The following is a 19078-nucleotide window of genomic DNA, read 5'->3' on the forward strand; positions in this document are numbered from 1 at the left end:
CAGGTTTTTCGGTTGTTCGAAAACTCTGGAAGTCTTGCCTGATTCTGTGGACGGCACGGAGGTTGTGCTGCAAGGCGAGGTTGTCGTCTGCTACCAAAGACCGTGCAACGACGCTCTATAGATACGACTCGTGTCGATTCCCTCTTTTGTGCACCTGCGTTCTCCCTCGCTGTTGGGCCGTAGCGCAACCAGACATATCTTCGAAGGCACTGTCTTTCCGGGCCTGCGTCTCTCGCTCATGGCGCATTTGAACGTGCACTGAGTTGCATGACGCAGCCAAAGTTCCAGCGGCAGTGTTGCATTTTTGAAAACGGTGTTTTGGGGAAACAGTCGTTCACGTCGCGTGAGTATTGCCTCTACTATTTGACCGGCGCGCTATGCGCTGCCCGTCATCAGGAGTTTCATGAACATTTCTTCGATCCGCAAAGACGCCTTTGCGATGCCCGTTCACAACCCCGCCTATCCCCGGCCGCCGTACCGCTTCATCAATCGGGAATACTTCATCATTTCATATGAGACCGATTTCGATGCGCTGCGCGCCATCGTGCCGGAGCCGTTGCGTCCGGAAAACGATCTCGTTCATTACGAATTCATTCGCATGCCGGACTCGTCGGGCTTCGGCGACTACACCGAAAGCGGTCAGGTCATCTCGGTGCGCGACCAGCAAGGGCGCCTCGGCAACTACACGCATTCGATGTACCTCGATGACGAAGGTCCGATCGCCGGTGGCCGGGAAATCTGGGGCTTTCCGAAGAAGCTGGCCAGACCGACCTTGAGCGTCGATGGCAACGACACGCTGCTCGGCACGCTCGATTACGGCACACAACGGATCGCAACCGGCACAATGGGCTTCAAGCATGTTCCTCTTGACCTTGAACTCGAACGCAAGAAGCTTGCGGACACACCGAATTACCTCCTGAAGGTGATACCGCATGTTGACGGTTCACCGCGTGTGTGCGAACTGGTGCGCTTCTATCTGCGCGACGTGAGCATCCTCGGTGCCTGGACAGGTCCGGCCGCGCTTGAACTGCATCCGCACGCCCTGGCGCCCGTCGCCGATCTGCCGGTGAAGCGGGTGGTCGGCGCGCGACATGTGATCGCCAATCTCACGCTGGATGTCGGCGAGGTTGCGCTCGACTATCTCGCCTCTGCTGAGATGGCCTCAACCGGGAGCGTGAAGCTCGCGGTCAACCAATAACGATCCGTGAACCGATAAGGAAGGAAAGCAACATGTCGTTGAATCATAAAGTCGCGCTTGTGACCGGCGCAGCAAGCGGTATTGGTGAGCAGTGTGCTCGCAAACTCGCCAGTCTCGGCGCCGCAGTGGTAATTGCCGACCTGAATCTCGAAAACGCGCAGAAGGTAGCCAGCAGCATCGTCGCGGCGGGCGGCAAGGCGCTTGCAGTCGCAATGGATGTCACCAGCGAAGAAGCGGTCAATCGCGGCGTTGAACGCGCGGTGCAGGAGTTGGGCAGCCTTGATGTGCTCGTGTCGAACGCGGGCATCCAGATCGTCGCTCCCATTGAGGAGTATGCGTTCTCCGACTGGAAGAAGATGTTGGCGATCCATCTGGATGGCGCCTTCCTCACCACGAAGGCGGCGATCAAACACATGTACGCAGGCGGCAAGGGCGGCTCGATCGTCTACATGGGGTCGGTGCATTCGCATGAGGCGTCGAAACTGAAGTCTGCCTATGTGACGGCCAAGCATGGTTTGCTGGGACTGGCCCGGGTGGTCGCGAAGGAAGGCGGCCCGCGCGGCGTGCGGGCGAACGTGGTTTGTCCGGGATTTGTGCGTACACCGCTCGTCGACAAGCAGATTCCCGAGCAGGCGAGGGCGCTCGGTATCTCCGAAGACGAAGTCGTGAAGAACGTGATGCTCAAGGAAACCGTGGATGGCGAATTCACCACGGTCGAGGATGTCGCCAATACGGTTGCGTTTCTTGCGGGCTTCGAATCATCTGCGCTTACTGGGCAGTCCGTGATCGTCAGCCACGGCTGGTCAATGCAATAAGGGGGCGCGCATGCGCAGCAGTACAAAAAGAGCTATCCGGCAGCCGGATGCATTCGTGTTGCCGCGCTACGACGAAATTGCCCTGGTGCTTCAGGGCGGCGGCGCGCTTGGGTCTTACCAGGCAGGCGTCTACGAAGGCCTGGCCGAGGCCGGAGTGCACCCGAACTGGATCGCCGGCGTTTCGATCGGCGCGCTGAACACCGCGATCATTGCCGGCAATGCGCCGGAGAAACGCGTGGAAGCGTTACACGGTTTCTGGAATTCGATCTGCCATCCGCTCGACTGGTTAGGCGGCCTGGGCGCCTGGACGCTGCCCGGATTCGGCTTGCACGACCTGTCGCGCAAGTGGGGCAGCATGTGGGCAGCCGGGCGCGCGTTGACTGAGGGCCAGCCGGGCTTTTTCTCGCCGCGCGTTCCATTGCCGATGGCAGGTTTCGGCAAGCAAAGCCCCAATGTGGTCAGTTACTACAACACGGCCGCGCTGAGGGACACGCTGTTGAGGTTCGCCGATTTCGACCGTATCAACGACGGCGACATCCGCGTTTCGGTGGGCGCGGTGAACGTACGGACCGGCAATCTGGTGTACTTCGACAACAAAAAAATGCGTCTGGAACCGGAGCATTTCATGGCGTCGGGTGCGTTGCCGCCCGGTTTTCCGGCGGTTGAGATCGACGGCGAGTACTACTGGGACGGCGGCCTGGTTTCCAACACTCCGCTGACTGAAGTGCTTCGCGACGCGGACCACAAGGATGCGCTGGTTTTTCAGGTCGATCTGTGGAGCGCGAGAGGCAATGCGCCTGGGGATTTTCTTGATGTGTCGGAGCGTGCCAAAGACATCCAGTACTCGAGCCGCACACGGGCGATTACCAGCATGCTGGCGGATCGTCAGAAACATGCGCGGTTCATCAAGGAGTTGCTCGCGCACATTCCCGCCGATCTGCGCAGGACCGATCCACTTTTCCGGCTCGCTGAAGAAGCGGCCGACGGCAGCGCGATCAATGTGGTGCACCTCATATACAAGAATAAGCCTTATGAGGGGCACTACAAGGACTACGAGTTCAGCATCGACACGATGCAGGAGCACTGGGAGAGCGGTCTCGAAGACATCCGCGATTCGTTTGCCCACCGGGAGTGGTTCGATGTGCCGACCCGCGAACAGGGTTTCGTGACGCATGACGTGCATCGCCGGCTTGGCTCTGTGCCGCAGTCTGACCGTGATATGCCTGAATTGCCCCTCGGCGCGGAACGAAAAGTCGCGGCATGAACTGGCGCGGGTGCTCGCTGGATCCGGCTATGCCATGCGAAACATGTCGGTTTAACTGGTTGCCGCCCAGCCATAGCTTTTGAGTAACATTGCGATTGCATCTTGGACTATTCAGGCCGGTCGAAACAAACGCATCAAGCCTGCCCTGGCTTCCAGGCAGCGAATACCGCAGCGCGCTCAATGTGAGTTTTCGTGTTTGCTGATTTTTCGGAAGTCGGGCAGGCTTTGCGATGCAGGAAGAAACTGAACGATCGCTTCAGGCTTGGAACTTGTGACGTATCCCGACTCGCGCCATAAGCTGGCGGTCATTCGACGAGGAGTCGTCGGCAGCCGTCAAATAGGCCTGATCGAGTGCCGTACCGGTATGACCGTTGACTTTCTGCGCCGTTGCCTGAATGTAGACATCCGTGCGTTTTGAGACGTTGTTGTCGGCCACCAATCCGAACATCTGCCAATTGGGTTTGGAAGTGCCGCCCGAAGCATCCAGCTTTCCCAGCGTGGCTGCGATGCGTTCGATCCTGTCGAATACAAAGCCGACACGAATATTTTCGCATCGTACAATTCGTTGCGCTAAACCACGGTGTTGCCTGAGACGCGAGCATTTCATTGGTCCCCTCGGCGTTGCCCAGGTTGCAATATCTAGCCAGCTCATGGCCAGCCTGCGCTCGACGTGGCCTGTTCTGCAGGTGGTTTAATGCGTTCCCGTCCGCCTTATCGTCTCAAGGAGCTGCCAGAAATGAGTTCCCTACCCAGCGTATCAGCAGAGGCGGAATCACCCGACGCAGGCTTCTCCCCCAGTAGCGACCGTGCAGGCTTGATAACCCCTGAAATGTCGGTTGCCGACGCTTTTTCGTTTCTCGCTACTGCGCCCGCCGAGGAGGCAGGGCGACGAGTTCGTAAGCTTGATTCGAAAGCGGACCCTGAGGTGCTCCACAAGCTTCGCGTCGCACTACGCCGGTTGCGTTCGCTCTGGTGGGCGTACGAGCCGTTACTTGACAGGAAGGACGCAAAATTTCAGCGCGGTGAATTCAAATCTCTGGCCACCGCCGCCGGCAAAACACGAGACTGGGACGTCTTGCGCGACCTCCTTTTGTCTGATGAGTCGATGCAGTATTCATTTACATCTCTACTCGGTTCTGTAGACGAGCATCGCGCCGACGCGCTGTCCTTTAGCCGGACTGCAATCGGAAATGCCGGCGTCGAGCGAATACTGGAGAGCGCACTGGTGGGGGCGCGCTATCAACTCGATTCGCGAGCCACCCGTTCTAGGCTTGCGGAGTTTGCTGAAGACCGTGTCGGGTCAGCAGAGAAGGCACTCAAGCAGCGGTTGAAGCGGGCGGTGTCGCATGAAGACCCAGGCTACGCAGTGCTTCACGAGGTCCGAATCTCAGGAAAGAGGCTGCGGTATTTGCTTGAGTTCTTTTCGCCAGTCGTCGAAGGCAACCATCAGGCGACGATTGAGCGGCTAACGTCGGTGCAGGACGAACTCGGGAAGCTTAACGACATCGTCACGAGCGAAACGCTACTTCGGGAGTACTCGCCCCAGCTTGGTGAGCACACCACAGTCAAAGAAGCCGTCAGGTATCTGGAAGAGCAGAAGAAACGTCGCATGCGCGCCGCACAGGACATGCTGAACGCGGCATGGTAGCCGGGCAGCTGCCGAACCCCCGGCAACCCCTGGTAGCGATTAGCCAGTGCTGGACTTTCGCTTGTTCGCTTCGACGCGGCGCCAAAGGTCCCTCAACAGCTACTTTGCGACGACTTCCGGCATATTCATGCCGTACTCGGCAAACTTGATTTCCGTTTCGTAATAGGCAATGACCGTACCGGCCATGACACGATACCGGCGCTCGATAGCGCAAACCATTCAGTTCGATTTCAATTTCGCGGGTTGTTTCATAACTTGCCGTCATCCAGTACAGTCCTGCGGCTACTCTGGGTCAACGAACTTACCGGACCATACGGGCGGCGTCGACGACGGGCACGCACGCGATCGCAAAGATCCCGACGAGCTTTCAGGGTGCCTGCCAAAGTCCGACGCCTGGAAGCGACTTGCCGCCTGTAGAGAGATGCGCCTGTGTTTTCCAGGTCAGGGTGTGCTTACTCCACCGTCCTGCGTTTCGTGTTGTCGGCCTGCAAATGCACACGCCGGACGCGCACCGCACAAATTCAATCGTTTCAGCGACTTATTCCGCTTGCCCGTAACTTGTCCACAGCCTTGCAAACAGATTATGTGGACAACTTTGCGGTCGTCGGTGGGGCATGGCATCTCCAATGCAGTCTGGTAATCATCGATAAACGATATATACTGTTTATATCGTTTATCAATCAGGAGAAGATGATGAGTCAACCCAGCACGAGGAAGCCGACGAAGAAGGCCTTTCACTTTCCAAAGCATGCCAACGGCCACGCGAAGGCGGATGAGAAGCAGGCGAATGAGGAAAACGCTCCCGCAGCCGCAGCCCCGGATGCCCAACCGGCTCCGACGAAGGCCGCCAAACCGAAGCGCGGGAAACCCGTTGATGCTGCACCAGTCAGCCCGGCCGCAGAGGTGAAAGCAAAACGCGCCAGGAAAGAGAAGGTGGTACGCGACAGCTTCACGATGCCAAAGTCCGACTACGAGAAAATCGCGTCACTGAAACAGAAGTGTCTCGACGCAGGCGTCTCGGTGAAAAAGAGTGAGCTTCTTCGCGCTGGTCTGCATTTGCTGGACTCGGCTCCTGCCAAGCGTCTGGTTGAGGCGATTTTGGCGGTCGAAACTGTCAAGACGGGGCGCCCAGCAAAATCGTAGCTGTACGTCACCTCAGGCGGGCTGCGCATGCGGCCCGGAGGCGAGCAGTGCGCTTTGCTGGATACTTACGCACGTTACATGCAACTTCGGCCACCGTTCCTTTCGACGCCAGCGTGCCGTGATGTGGCGCTCGCGAAATCGAGCAAGGATTGCGTAACCGGCCGGTTCAGCTGACGTGGGGGGTCCGATGCCCGACAAGCACCTTTCCAGTCGATTCGATTCTGACCTCAATCTGGTACTGTCGAAGGTATTCGAGATGGGCGGCATCGTTGAGTCACAAGTCGCCAATGCGCTACAGGCGCTCAACCACTTCGATCTGGACCTGGTCAGCAGAATCCTCGTCGACGAGCGTCGACTCAATGCAATGGAAGCGGAAGTCGATGAAGAGTGCATCAACATTATCGCGCGGCGCCAGCCCGCTGCACGCGACCTGCGTCTGCTGATGTCCATCTCGAAGACCGTCACGAATCTCGAACGTGCCGGAGATGAAGCGCGGAAGGTCGCGAAGCGAACCCGTCGAATTGCGGAAGACGGTAAGGCCGGGACCATCAACACCGCGGAAGTCACTGTGTCCGGCGAGATGGCCGTTACCATCCTCCGCCGTGCGCTTGATGCCTTCGCTCGCCTCGATACCGTTGCCGCAGCTCAAGTGGTCCGCGATGACGAAGCTATCGACGAACAATTTCGTGCGTTCGTACGCAAGCTGGTGACGAGCATGACAAAGGACCCTCGAATCATCTCCATCGGGCTGGATTATCTCTTCATTGCCAAGGCCATTGAACGCATCGGCGACCATGCGACGAACATAGCGGAATTCATCATCTATATCGTCAAAGGCAAGGACGTGCGCCACATCCCGCGTGAGCAGCTTGAGCACGAAGCCCTGGGTGAATGAACAGAACGGACGGGCAGGGCGAAGACAGGCTGACGACTGTCGAGGTTCAGCGACAGGGCGTGCAACGGGGCGGGGCATTATCCACTTGCCGGGAGTGAGACGAAACGCTGGCAGCGCAGCGCGCGCTTGAAGAAGCGTTGCGCGGCAGCCATGTCGTGCCGCTTTCACCTGGTGAGCCAAGCCGGCCCGAATTTGTCGCACCAGCACCGGATCGCCTCGTACGTCACGATCACCTCGACGCGACTGATCGGTCAACATGATAACGCCGACGTCAACACCTATCTCCTCGGTTCGCCCCTCCGATATCAGAGCCTGCTTTATAGCGTGAACGCGAGCCAGAGCGATATTTGTGTCTCAGTGTATCTGCCGGCCAATGTGATACACAACATTGCAATTGACCGGCTATCCAGACACATGCCAGATACCTCTGCGAGTTCAAATGCATCAACGCCGGAATCGAAATGCATTCCACCTCGCAGATCCTAACCAGACTGCGGCCCGTGGTCCGTGAGATCCGGACGTCTTTCTGGCAGGACATGACCCACTCTGGAGATAAGTCATCATGAAATCGCTCATTCAAGCCGTTGTCGTTGCTGCTGTGCTCGCTGCTCCGCTCGCCTCCTTCGCCCAGTCGAGCCAGCCCCTGACCCGTGCGCAAGTTCGCGCCGAACTGGTTCAGCTCGAAAAGGCCGGCTTTAACCCGGCCCGCAGCGCCGATGCGTATTACCCGAACGACATCTAGGCTGCTGAAGCCCGCGTGGCTGCGCAAAACGATGCGACAGGCGGCATGGGCGGGACTGTCGGCGGTTCGTCGGCATCAGGTGCCCTGGTGGCCGCCCGCTCCGCAACTGATGACGGCATGAAGCCGATCTACTTCGGCCAATAACGCCGTTGGCGCACGCTGGCTGCCGCTGCCGCTGCCGCTGCCGCTGCCGCAGCCGTAGCCGCAGCCGCTGCCGCTGCCGCTACGGCCGACGCCGACAGCTTCGAAGACCCGCGCGGATGACCAATGGCTCCGGCTGCTGACGCTGGCACAGTACACCGTACTGCCTCACGAGGGCACCGAACGGCCTCACAGCGCCCTGTTCGATGACGACCATCGCACGCGCGTTTTCGCGTGCCCCAGATGCCTACGAAGACAAACGGCTCAACAAATCATGTTACTCATCGTTCTCGCCTACCTGGGCGGTGCCCTCACGATCCTCAGCCCATGCATCCTGCCCGTGCTGCCCTTCGTTTTCGCTCGCGCCGACCAGCCTTTTGTTCGCAGCGGCTTGCCGCTGCTTACCGGCATGGCACTCACGTTCGCCGTCGTGGCGACGCTCGCGGCCGTCGGCGGCGGCTGGGTCGCCGAGGCCAATCGATACGGCCGCTGGCTCGCGATCGCGCTGCTTGCGGTGTTCGGACTGACGCTGCTGCTGCCGCGCTTTGCCGACTATCTGATGCGCCCGCTGGTGAGCGCCGGCAACCGGCTTTCGACGTTCGCCCAGGGTAACGGCCAGCAGGTTCGCGCGGGTTCCTCGTTTTTGCTGGGTATCGCAACCGGCTTGCTGTGGGCACCATGCGCCGGACCGATCCTCGGTCTTGTGCTGACGGGTGCGGCCCTGCGCGGCGCGAGCGTTGGCACCACGCTCCTGCTGTTCGCCTACGCGGCCGGAGCGGCGACCTCTCTGGCAGTGGCACTGCTGATCGGCGGCCGGGTGTTTGCTGCAATGAAACGTTCGCTTGGTGCCGGCGAATGGATCCGCCGAGCGATTGGCGTGGCGATGCTGTGCGGCGTGGCGGCCATTGCACTTGGCCTCGACACCGGGGCATTGACCCGCGTATCGACCATTGCCACGGGCGGCCTTGAACAGAAACTGATCGACCGGTTCTCTCCCAGCGCGACACCCGCCCGCGCGGTCTCAGCGGACAACGCAGCGCCGCTCCCCGTCGAAGGCGTGCTGCCCACGCTAGGCGGCGCGGTTCAGTGGCTGAACTCGCCGCCGCTGACCGCGCAGGGGCTGCGCGGCAAGGTCGTGCTAGTCGATTTCTGGACGTACTCGTGCATCAACTGCCTGCGCACGCTGCCGTACGTGAAAGCCTGGGCGCAGAAATACAAGGATCAGGGACTCGTCGTAATTGGCGTGCATGCGCCCGAATTCGCGTTTGAACGCAACATCGAGAACGTGAAGAAGGCTACGCATGACCTCGGCATCGATTACCCCGTCGCGATCGACAACAACTACGCGATCTGGCGCGCGCTGAACAACCAGTACTGGCCGGCGCATTATTTCGTCGACGCCAGGGGGCAAATCCGCTACCACCATTTTGGCGAAGGCGACGATGCACAGTCGGAAAAGGTCATCCAGCAGTTGCTGACCGAAGCGGGTCACCCGGATGCAGCAAGGATCGCGGCGGGGCTGACAAACGCCAGCGTAGAGGGCGTGCAGGCGGCTGCCGACTCCGCCGATCTGCAGTCGCCGGAAACCTATATCGGCTACGGGCGCGCTGAGAATTTCGCTTCACCCGGCGGCGAAACGCAGGACCAGCCGCATACGTACACCGCACCCGCGCAGCCTGCCTTGAATGACTGGGGGCTCGGAGGCACGTGGAAGGTCGGTGCCGAGTACGCGACGCTTGCGGCAGCGTCCGGGCGCATCGTCTACCAGTTTCATGCGCGCGATCTGCATCTGGTGCTCGGACCGGGCAGCGACGGCAAGCCGGTTCGGTTTCGCGTCAGCATCGACGGTGCTCCGCCTGGCGACGCGCACGGCACAGACGTCACCGCCGACGGCAGCGGAACCGTGACCGGGCAGCGGCTTTATCAACTGGTGCGGCAGACCGGTGACGTCAAGGATCACACTTTCTCGATCGAGTTTCTGGACCCGGGCGTCGAAGCCTATGCATTCACGTTCGGCTGATGCCTTGCGGACCGGCGCACATACACTGATCACTCAAAGGACTGACAACCGTGAACAAGACACCGACCATCACCGCTTCCCGGCGAAGCCGTTCGTCCATGGCCAGACTTGCCGGCCTCGTTACGCTGGCCGTGGGGGTAATCGCATCGCAGCGTTTCGCGAATTCGGCCGAACCGGCAACGAAGATTCCCGCTCCGGCCCAGGACGAAAAAGTCGTCGCGGCGCATAGCGAAACCGCCGTGTTCGCCGGCGGCTGTTTCTGGGGCATGCAGGGTGTGTTCGAGCACGTGCGCGGCGTTAAACAGGTCGCGTCAGGCTATACGGGCGGTGCGGCCAGCACGGCACACTACGACACCGTCGAAGAAGGGGACACCGGTCATGCGGAATCGGTACAGGTCACTTACGACCCGACGCAGATCACGTATGGGCGTCTGCTGCAGATCTTTTTCTCGGTCGCGCATGATCCGACTGAATTGAACTACCAAGGTCCCGACCGCGGCACGCAATATCGCTCGGCCGTGTTCCCGGTCAATCAGGATCAGCGCAGCGTTGCTCAGGCGTATATCGCGCAACTCGGAAAAGCCCATGTATTTTCGGCGCCGGTCGTCACTCGCGTGGAGAACTTCAATGGGTTCTATCCGGCCGAAGCCTACCACCAGAATTTTCTCGCGCTGCATTCCAAGGACCCGTACATCGTCATCAACGACTTACCGAAAGTCGACAACCTGAAAAAGATGTTTCCCGATCTGTACCTCAACGCCCCTTTGCTCCTGAAGACCACGGCGTCGTAACAGAGTCATTCGCCGCGATCCGGTCCGCGCGCGCGGCGTCTTCAGCGGCGAGGCGACGCAAGTCGAGGTGATCGACCTCGACTTGACCGGGTACCCTCAAAGCACCATGGTCCCGCGACGCGCACAGCCGCGGACGAACCCGCGCCGCGCCGCTTCGCGAAACGCCGCATTGATGGTATTGACGTGAAAGCCCAGATCGCCGGCAATCGCACGCTGCGAGGGCATGCGGTCCCCCGGTGCGAAGATGCCAGGACGAATGGCTTCTAGCGACGCCCGCTGCGGCCCCACACATAGCGCACCCAACGTCGCCACCGGCTCTGCGGCGGAGCGGGAGCGTTGCGCGTTACCTGCGCTTCGCGGTCGCGCTCGACGCTCTTTAGCACCTGTTCGTGGATCTGGCGGAACGTCAAGCCGCCGGGGCCTTTCAGTTTGTCAGGATCCGGACTGTCTGTCATGGCAATGGCTTACGGCTGATGAGTCGACTTGATCTTGATACAGATGGGCAGTCGCGGCAAGCTCGCGGAAGCAGTCTACCGGGCGCCGCATAGCCAGACAGGCGGGACTTCCGGAACGGCACAAGTGCACACCGCGGTACTCACGGATCCGTGCCAGGCTTCTACGTCGGACGCCTTCGAATCCGCAGGACTGGCAAAATCGGGAGACATTCGATCCGCTCAGGAATCCTCATGCCAGATCTCGCCCCGCGCGCTTCGCGTCTCGGTCCGCTGTTCGCCTTGTTGCCCTTCCTGCGTCGTTATACCGGGCGCTGGGCGCTGGCCTTCGTGGCGCTGGTGACGTCGGCGGGTGCGACACTGACGTTGCCAGTGGCATTCAAATACCTGATCGACCGGGGCTTCGCGGGCGGCAACCGGACGCATATCGATCGTTATTTTCTGGCGTTGTTCGTCGTTTCGCTGGTATTGGCCGCCGCCACAGCGCTGCGCTTCTACCTTGTGTCGTGGCTGGGTGAGCGGGTCACGGCTGATTTGCGGCGCGCGGTCTACGAGCACATCCTCGGGATGAGTCCACAGTTCTTCGAGACCACGCAGACCGGGGAGGTGCTGTCGCGGCTCACCGCTGACACCACGCTGATCCAGACGGTAGTGGGCACCAGCCTGTCGATGGGGTTGCGCAACTTCTTCCTGCTTGCCGGCGGCGTCGCGATGCTGGCTGTGACGAGCCCCGTGCTGTCCGGCTACATCATGGCCACGCTGGTCGTCGTGGTCGCGCCCATCGTCATCTTCGGGCGGCGCGTGCGGCGGCTCTCGCGCGCCAGCCAGGACAAGGTAGCCAACGCAAGCGCGCTGGCGGGCGAGGTACTCAACGCCATGCCAACCGTGCAGTCCTTTGCGCAGGAGCCCCGCGAGGCAAGGCGCTTCGCCGGCGCGGTGGAAGTCGCATTCGAGACGGCGCTCACGCGGATTCGGGCGCGCGCCTGGCTGACCGCTGTGGTGATCGTGCTGGTGTTCGCCGCCATTGTGTTCGTGCTGTGGCTCGGGGCGCAGGCGGTACTGGCTGGCAGCATGACGGCGGGCCAATTGTCCCAGTTCATCCTCTACGCGGTGGTCACCGCCGGGGCGGTGGGGGCGGTCGCCGAAGTGTGGGGCGATCTGCAGCGAGCCGCCGGCGCCACGGAGCGGCTGCTGCAGCTGCTGGCGGCGCGCTCGCCGGTGGCGCAGGCCGAGGCCACTGTACCGCTGCCGACGCGCGGGGAGGGCATCCGTTTCGACAACGTTAGCTTCTCGTATCCCTCGCGCCCGGGCATCGCCGCGCTTTCTGGACTCTCGCTCGATGTCCGTCCGGGCGAGCATGTCGCATTGGTTGGGCCATCCGGTGGCGGTAAGACCACACTGTTCCAGCTGCTGCTGCGCTTTTACGATCCGCAGTCCGGCAGCATCCTGATCAACGGCGTCCCGACGCGGCAGGTGCCGCTCGCCGAGTTGCGCCGGGAAATCGGCGTGGTACTGCAGGAGTCGGTGATCTTTTCAGGCACTGTGCTCGACAATATCCGCTACGGCGCGCCCGATGCCACCCTCGCGCAAGTACAGCACGCTGCAGACATGGCCGCTGCGACCGGTTTTATCGAAGAGTTGCCGCAACGCTACGACACGTTTCTCGGCGAGCGCGGGGTGCGGCTCTCTGGCGGGCAACGTCAACGCATTGCGATCGCCCGCGCGATCCTGAAGAATCCGCCCATCTTGCTGCTCGACGAGGCCACCAGCGCACTTGATGCCGCCAGCGAACGGCTCGTACAACAGGCGCTGGACAATGCCGCACAGAACCGCACCACGCTGGTCATTGCGCACCGCCTTGCTACCGTACAACAGGCCGACCGCATTGTCGTGCTGGAACGAGGTCGCATCGTCGCGCAGGGCCGTCACGCCGAGCTTCTGCAGACCTCACCGCTTTACGCGCAGCTTGCCGCCCTCCAGTTCGGCGAACCGCTGGGGCACATGGTGTAGCGCCGCGATCTGCGCGATCAATCCAGCTCTGCGCGGCCGCGATTCACAACCGTCCGCAAAGATCGACCCGCCGCAGATAGACGCGGCGCGAATGACAGCCACATGGTGGGCATCGCGGCCACCATCCGGCGTCTTAAAAAAGTCTTTGCATATATCCGATAAGTCAGATATAGTTCGAATCAGAAATGGAGATATCAGCTATGAGTCACTGCCGCGAAGACAGTTTTTTGCCGGTTCAGCGCATCGTCTATGCGCTGAGCAAAGCCCGCAACCTGCTCACAGCGGAAATGGATGTCGCGCTTGCGGGCACGGGCGTCAGTGGTTCGCACATCAGCGCGCTGTTGGTCCTGTCGCGGGGCATTGCGCGCTCGTCGGTCGGGTTGTCCAGGCAGTTGGGCATCAATTCGGGATTCGTCACACGAGTGGTCGACCATCTGGAAAGGCAGGGCCTCGTGCGCCGGGATCGCAACAGTCCGGACCGGCGGGTGGTCAACCTGACGTTGACCGAAGCCGGTCGGAATCTTGCCGCGCGGATCGCAGAGATCGTGCCGGCGGTGCTGAACCGGCGCCTGGCAGGTTTTACCCCGCTGGAGTTCGCGGCCTTATGCCGCCTCCTCGGCAGGTTGCTGGATGAATGAGCCATTTTTTTAACCAAATATCTGACACATCAGATACCCGGCGACGGCTTGAGAACAGCCGCCCATCAAGCCCCTTAAAGGACGCAACATGAACCCGCCAAACAACGCGAGCACTCCGGCGCCATTAGCTGGCTGGCAGTTCGCACTGGGCACATTCGCTGTGGCCCTCGCCACCTTCATGAATGTGCTGGACTCGTCGATCGCCAATGTCGCGATCCCGACACTCTCTGGTGACCTGGGCGTGTCGGTCGACGAAGGCACATGGGTCATCACGCTGTTCTCCGCGGCCAACGCGGTGTCGATTCCGCTGACCGGCTGGCTCACGCAGCGGGTCGGGCAGGTCAAGCTCTTCGTGGCCGCGATCCTGCTGTTCGTACTGTCGTCCGCGGCGTGCGGCTTCGCCCCCAGCCTGCCTATCCTGCTCGTGGCGCGTATCGTGCAGGGCGCGGTGGCGGGGCCGCTGGTGCCGCTGTCGCAATCGCTCCTGCTCTCCTCGTTTCCGAAGGAAAAAAGCTCGAGCGCGCTGTCTCTGTGGGCGATGACCGCAACGGTCGGGCCGATCGCCGGGCCGGCGCTGGGCGGCTGGATCACCGACAACTACAACTGGTCGTGGATCTTCTACATCAATGTGCCCGTCGGCCTCTTCGCCGCCGCGGTGATCTGGGCGCTGTACCGCAAGCGCGAAACGCCGTCGCGCAAGCTGCCAATCGACAAGGTGGGGCTCATTTCGCTGATTGTCTGGGTGGGCGCGCTTCAGATCATGCTCGACAAGGGCAAGGATCTCGACTGGTTCAATTCGCCGGTGATCTGGGCGCTCACGATCGTCGCGCTGGTCGGGTTCCTGTTCTTCGTGATCTGGGAGCTGACCGAGGCGAGGCCAATTGTCGACCTGCGCCTGTTCAAGGGACGCAACTTCCTGGGCGGTACCGTCGCGATATCGATCGCGTACGCCGTCTTTTTCGCCAACCTCGTGATCCTGCCGACGTGGATTCAGGAATACCTGGGCTACCGGGCCGTCGATGCGGGGCTCGTGACAGCGCCGCTCGGCATCTTCGCTGTGATTCTTGCGCCGGTGATGGGCAAGATCATGCCGAAATCGGACATGCGGGTGCTGGCGACGCTTGCCTTCCTCGGCTTTGCGGGCGTGTTCCTGATGCGCTCGTGGTACACGACGGACATCGACCCCTACACGCTCGTTCTGCCGACGCTGCTGCAGGGCATCCCGATGGCGCTGTTCTTCACGCCGCTCACGGCGATCGTCCTGTCGGGCCTGCCTCCGGAGAAGATCCCGGCGGCCGCGGGACTGTCGAACTTCGCCCGGATCTTCGCCGGCGCGGCAGGCACCTCGCTCCTGAGCACCATCTGGAACGACCGCACGATCCAGCACCATTCGCAGCTTGCCGAGCAGACCAGCGTCAATAACCCGGCCTATATGCACGCGCTCGCCGGTATTCAGACGACGCTGCACGCGAGTCTCTTCAAAGCCGAGGTCTTTTTCGAAACCCAACTGAACGCGCAGGCATCGATGCTCGGCCTGAACGATGTGTTCTGGCTGTCGGCGGTGATCTTTGTCCTGATCATTCCGCTCATCTGGATCACCCAACCCAGCAAGGACGGCGCGAAGAACGCAGCGGGCGCGGGCGGTCATTGAGCAGCGCGCCGCCTGAACGGAAAAATCGCAGAAATACCTCTTGTATAAATCTGACTTTGCAGTTATTGTCATAGTCATTCACCCTGAGGACGCGCCATGAAGCACTACACACCCGAAAGTTTCTCGCTGACGCAAAGCGTCGGGTACTTGCTGACCAAGGCGCGCAACCTGATCACCGCGGAAGTGGACACGGCCCTCAAGGATCTCGACGTCACCGGCTCGCAGATGGGCATTTTCCTTGCGATGCAACGCGGCCTGGCCTCCACGCCGTTTGAGCTCGCGAAGTTGTTGTCCGTCGACACCGGACTGATGACGCGGATGCTGGACAAGCTGGAAACGAAGGGGTTGCTGGAACGCTCGCGCAGCGTGGACGATCGCCGGGTGGTCAACCTGGTGCTGACAAAAAAGGGCGCAGAAATCGCGGCCGAGATTCCAAATATCGCGCCCGAAGTGCTGAACGCGCGGTTGAAGAAGTTCACGAAGGCGGAGTTCGAAGGGTTGTGTTTTTTGCTTAACAAGTTCATTGGAGAGTGAGCGCCGTAGCGCTCCCCCTTTTTTTCACCATTTATCTGACAGGTCAGAAGATGAAGACGCAGATTAGTAAATCCGCAAGCGGGGCCCGCGCGATCAAAGCGGGGTTGTCGGCGATCCTGGTGGCGCTGCTCTCGGCATGCGTCAACTATGCGGGCATTCACAGCGACCAGAAAATGGCCCAGCCGCAACAGTTCGCGACGACGCAAAGCCTGCCGGCCGAAAGCGGCCACTGGCCGGCGGCCAACTGGGCCGACCAGTTCGGCGACGCGCAACTGAAGACCCTGCTCGAAGAAGCGCTCAAGGGCAGCCCGACGATTGCGCAGGCGCGCGCCCGCATCGCCGGGGCGCAAGCCTATGCGGAAACCGCGAAGGCCAGCACGATGCCGCACGTCGACGCCGATTACTCGCTGACACGCCAGCAGTTCAGCGGCACGGCGGCAGTGCCGCCGCCCTACGCGGGCAGCTGGCAAACCCAGAACAGCGGACTGTTGAGCGCTTCATACGATCTGGATCTGTGGGGCAAGAATCGCGAAGCGCTGAAGACGGCGGTCTCCCAACTGCAGGCAAGCGAGGCCGACGCGGAAGTCGTGAAGCTCACGCTCACGACCGCAGTCGCCCGCACCTATAACCAGCTTGCGCGGCTTTACGTGCTGCGCGATATCGCCCAGCAGGAAGTCGAGCGCCGCGAACAGATCGACCGCATCACGGCCGGCCGCATCGCGACCGGGCTCGATACCCAGGTCGAGCGCAAGACGGCGCAGGCGAATCTCGCGACCGCCCGCTCGGCGCTCGCCGCGCTCGACGGCAGCATCCTGACGACCCGCTACCAGCTGGCCGCGCTCCTGGGCGAGGGCCCGGACCGCGGGCTCTCGATCGCGCGGCCTGCGCTGGGCGTCGGCGACGCGGTGCGCCTGCCGGACAACCTGCCCGCCGACCTCGTGAGCCGCCGTCCGGACATCGTCGCGGCCCGCTGGCGCGTCGATGCGATCACGCACGAAGTGAAGGAAGCGAAGGCCGAGTTCTACCCGAACATCAATCTGAGCGCCGCAATCGGCCTGGATGCGTTCGGTTTCGGCCGGTTTCTCACCGCTGCGAGCCGCACGGGTTCGGCAGGAGCGGCGATCCATCTGCCGATTTTCGACGCGGGTGAACTGCGTGCGCAGTTGAAGGGCCGTTACGCCGATTTCGACGACGCCGTCGCGACCTACGACCAGACGCTGATCGGCGCCTTGAGCGGCGTGGCGACGCAGCTTGCGCAGATCCGCTCGAGCGACGTGCAGCTTGGCGATTCGCAAACGGCGCAGCAGGCCGCACGCGAGGCCGACGGTCTGGCGATCACGCAGTACAAGGGCGGCCTGACGAACCAGCTGACCGTGCTCAACGCCGACATGAACGCGCTGCAGGCCGATCAGGCGGTCGCCAACCTGCTGATGGACCGGCGCGACCAGCAGATCGCGCTCGCATCGGCACTCGGTGGCGGCTATGTCGATACGTCTGCCGATGCAACACGCAGCGCGGATTCCGCTGCGCCTTCCACCCCCGTCGCCGCCGCGCGTTGAACCGGCACGTTTGCAAACTCCTTGGTGAACTGACATGAGCGATACCATCACTTCTGACCGCACGAATGCGGACCGGGCACAATCGAACAACAACGGCGCTGCCAATGCCCCCGCCGGCACCTCGCCGAACGCGACGCCGCTCGCGGCCTCAGGCAAGCGCAAGCTGTGGTTGGCGCTGCTCGGCCTCGGCATCGTGGTCGCGGGCGCGGCGTATGGCGGGTACTACTTCAACTATGGGCAATATCACGAGTCGACCGATGACGCGTACGTCAACGGCAACCTCGTGCAGCTCACGCCGCAGGTGACCGGCACGGTGAACGCGGTCAACGCGGACGACACGCAGATCGTGAAGGTGGGCGACCCGGTGGTCACGCTGGACCCGGCCGATTCGCGGATCGTGCTGCTGAACGCCGAGGCGGCGCTCGGCCAGGCCGTGCGCAAGGTGAGCACGCTCTACGTGAACAACAGCTACTACGCGGCCAACGTGGCGCAGCGCGAGTCGGACCTGGCGCGTGCGCAGGACGATCTGAAGCGCCGTGTCGCCGTGGAAAGCACCGGCGCGGTGTCGGCGGAAGATGTCTCGCATGCCCGTGACGCCGTGGCTGCCGCTCAGGCAGCGCTCGATGCCGCTCACCAGCAGGCGGAATCGAACCATGCGCTGACCGACCGCACGTCGGTTGAGCAGCATCCGGACGTGCAGGCCGCTGCCACCAAGGTTCGCGACGCCTATCTCGACTACGCACGCAATACGCTGCCGGCGCCGGTGACGGGCTACGTGGCGCAGCGCTCGGTGCAAGTTGGCGAGCGCGTCGGGCCGGGCACGCCGCTGATGTCGATCGTGCCGCTCGACGGCGTGTGGGTCGATGCGAACTTCAAGGAAGTGCAGCTGCGCCGGATGCGCATCGGCCAGCCGGTCACGATGACGGCGGATGTCTACGGTTCGAAGGTCAAGTACCACGGCAAGGTGATCGGCTTCTCGGCGGGCACGGGCAGCGCGTTCGCGACGCTGCCGCCGCAGAACGCGACCGGCAACTGGATCAAGATCGTGCAGCGCCTGCCGGTGCGTATCCAGCTCGACCCGAAGGAACTGGATGCGCATTCGCTGCGCATCGGGTTGTCGATGGTGGTCGACGCCGACACGCGCGACGACTCCGGCACGCAGCTCGCCGCTGCGGTGAACACGACGTATCACACCGATGTGTTTGCGAAGTACGGCGAACAGGCCGATGCGGAGATCGCGAAGATCATCGGGCAGAACGAGATGGAGGCGACGGTGAAGACGGCGCAGGTGAAGACTGCAAAGCCGGCTGCGACGAAGGTGGCCATGGCGAATTGAGCAAGCGCACCGCGGCTGTCATGAGCCGCGCTCGACTTCCGTTCCCCTATCCAGATTGATGCATGAATTCGGACCTGGGTCGACTGTTTGAAGAATACGTCTCTATCGCGGATTAGTCGCTTTCGGGAACGCAATGGTTCTGCGCCGCCCGTGTGTATGTTTCGGAGAATCCCGAAATCGATGGTGAGTGTTGTCGATTTCTCAAGGCGTCGTTCGTCGTGTCTTAGGGGAGGGCTGTGGC

The 19078-nt window shown here is 61.7% G+C and carries 17 protein-coding genes and 1 pseudogene; 15 read left to right on the forward strand and 3 right to left on the reverse strand.

Going from position 1 to position 19078, the window contains the following annotated elements:
• The first annotated feature begins 403 nt into the window (after positions 1–403).
• Genes P3T23_RS12715 through P3T23_RS12725 form a run of 3 tightly spaced genes read left to right on the forward strand, consistent with a single transcriptional unit; the run spans position 404 to position 3277 of the window.
• Positions 404–1198, forward strand: coding sequence for an acetoacetate decarboxylase (locus P3T23_RS12715; protein WP_429316510.1), 795 nt, complete (start codon positions 404–406; stop codon positions 1196–1198).
• Between the two features lie 32 nt (positions 1199–1230).
• Positions 1231–2013 carry a 3-hydroxybutyrate dehydrogenase gene (locus P3T23_RS12720; protein WP_429316511.1) on the forward strand — a complete coding sequence of 261 codons (783 nt, stop codon included), beginning with the start codon at positions 1231–1233 and terminating at the stop codon, positions 2011–2013.
• A 10-nt stretch (positions 2014–2023) separates the two neighbouring features.
• Positions 2024–3277 (forward strand): DUF3734 domain-containing protein, encoded by a 1254-nt coding sequence (locus P3T23_RS12725; RefSeq protein WP_429316512.1) that lies wholly within the window; start codon positions 2024–2026, stop codon positions 3275–3277.
• A 256-nt stretch (positions 3278–3533) separates the two neighbouring features.
• Here the strand turns inward: P3T23_RS12725 and P3T23_RS12730 are convergent, their stop codons facing one another.
• Positions 3534–3929, reverse strand: coding sequence for a hypothetical protein (locus tag P3T23_RS12730; RefSeq protein ID WP_429316513.1), 396 nt, complete (start codon positions 3927–3929; stop codon positions 3534–3536).
• Between the two features lie 84 nt (positions 3930–4013).
• Between P3T23_RS12730 and P3T23_RS12735 the strand changes: the two genes are divergently transcribed.
• The 6 genes and pseudogenes from P3T23_RS12735 to msrA all read left to right on the forward strand — a co-directional run bounded on the left by P3T23_RS12735 (position 4014) and on the right by msrA (position 10657).
• The gene (locus P3T23_RS12735; protein WP_429316514.1) at positions 4014–4925 is read left to right on the forward strand and encodes a CHAD domain-containing protein; all 912 of its coding nucleotides are present in this window, start codon (positions 4014–4016) and stop codon (positions 4923–4925) included.
• A 693-nt stretch (positions 4926–5618) separates the two neighbouring features.
• On the forward strand, positions 5619–6068 hold the full coding sequence (locus P3T23_RS12740) for a hypothetical protein (RefSeq protein WP_429316515.1): 450 nt from the start codon (positions 5619–5621) through the stop codon (positions 6066–6068).
• Between the two features lie 187 nt (positions 6069–6255).
• Positions 6256–6963 (forward strand): phosphate signaling complex protein PhoU, encoded by a 708-nt coding sequence (phoU, locus tag P3T23_RS12745; RefSeq protein WP_429316516.1) that lies wholly within the window; start codon positions 6256–6258, stop codon positions 6961–6963.
• Positions 6964–7525: 562 nt separating this feature from the next.
• A pseudogene (locus tag P3T23_RS12750) lies at positions 7526–7849 on the forward strand (DUF4148 domain-containing protein).
• A 271-nt stretch (positions 7850–8120) separates the two neighbouring features.
• The gene (locus P3T23_RS12755; RefSeq protein ID WP_429316517.1) at positions 8121–9866 is read left to right on the forward strand and encodes a cytochrome c biogenesis protein DipZ; all 1746 of its coding nucleotides are present in this window, start codon (positions 8121–8123) and stop codon (positions 9864–9866) included.
• A gap of 98 nt (positions 9867–9964) precedes the next feature.
• Positions 9965–10657, forward strand: coding sequence for a peptide-methionine (S)-S-oxide reductase MsrA (gene msrA / locus P3T23_RS12760; RefSeq protein ID WP_429316672.1), 693 nt, complete (start codon positions 9965–9967; stop codon positions 10655–10657).
• 96 nt (positions 10658–10753) lie between these two features.
• Here msrA and P3T23_RS12765 read toward each other — a convergent pair whose 3' ends face one another.
• Positions 10754–10969: a GntR family transcriptional regulator gene (locus tag P3T23_RS12765; RefSeq protein WP_429316518.1), complete on the reverse strand. Its 216-nt coding sequence runs from the start codon at positions 10967–10969 to the stop codon at positions 10754–10756.
• Positions 10921–11112 (reverse strand): hypothetical protein, encoded by a 192-nt coding sequence (locus P3T23_RS12770; RefSeq protein WP_429316519.1) that lies wholly within the window; start codon positions 11110–11112, stop codon positions 10921–10923. The genes P3T23_RS12765 and P3T23_RS12770 overlap by 49 nt, the downstream gene beginning before the upstream one ends.
• A gap of 231 nt (positions 11113–11343) precedes the next feature.
• On the opposite strand from P3T23_RS12770, the gene P3T23_RS12775 reads away from it, so the two are divergent.
• From P3T23_RS12775 to P3T23_RS12800, 6 genes are all read left to right on the forward strand, one after another.
• Positions 11344–13119 (forward strand): ABC transporter transmembrane domain-containing protein, encoded by a 1776-nt coding sequence (locus P3T23_RS12775; RefSeq protein ID WP_429316520.1) that lies wholly within the window; start codon positions 11344–11346, stop codon positions 13117–13119.
• Positions 13120–13319: 200 nt separating this feature from the next.
• Positions 13320–13757, forward strand: coding sequence for a MarR family winged helix-turn-helix transcriptional regulator (locus tag P3T23_RS12780; RefSeq protein ID WP_429316521.1), 438 nt, complete (start codon positions 13320–13322; stop codon positions 13755–13757).
• An 88-nt stretch (positions 13758–13845) separates the two neighbouring features.
• A complete protein-coding gene (locus P3T23_RS12785; protein ID WP_429316522.1) occupies positions 13846–15408 on the forward strand; it encodes a DHA2 family efflux MFS transporter permease subunit in 1563 nt (520 codons plus the stop codon).
• A 96-nt stretch (positions 15409–15504) separates the two neighbouring features.
• The gene (locus P3T23_RS12790; protein WP_429316523.1) at positions 15505–15942 is read left to right on the forward strand and encodes a MarR family winged helix-turn-helix transcriptional regulator; all 438 of its coding nucleotides are present in this window, start codon (positions 15505–15507) and stop codon (positions 15940–15942) included.
• 50 nt (positions 15943–15992) lie between these two features.
• Positions 15993–17501: an efflux transporter outer membrane subunit gene (locus P3T23_RS12795; RefSeq protein WP_429316524.1), complete on the forward strand. Its 1509-nt coding sequence runs from the start codon at positions 15993–15995 to the stop codon at positions 17499–17501.
• 34 nt (positions 17502–17535) lie between these two features.
• The gene (locus P3T23_RS12800; RefSeq protein WP_429316525.1) at positions 17536–18837 is read left to right on the forward strand and encodes an HlyD family efflux transporter periplasmic adaptor subunit; all 1302 of its coding nucleotides are present in this window, start codon (positions 17536–17538) and stop codon (positions 18835–18837) included.
• The last annotated feature ends 241 nt before the right edge of the window (positions 18838–19078 follow it).

The organism is Paraburkholderia sp. GAS448, assembly GCF_050435685.1.
Lineage (GTDB): Bacteria > Pseudomonadota > Gammaproteobacteria > Burkholderiales > Burkholderiaceae > Paraburkholderia.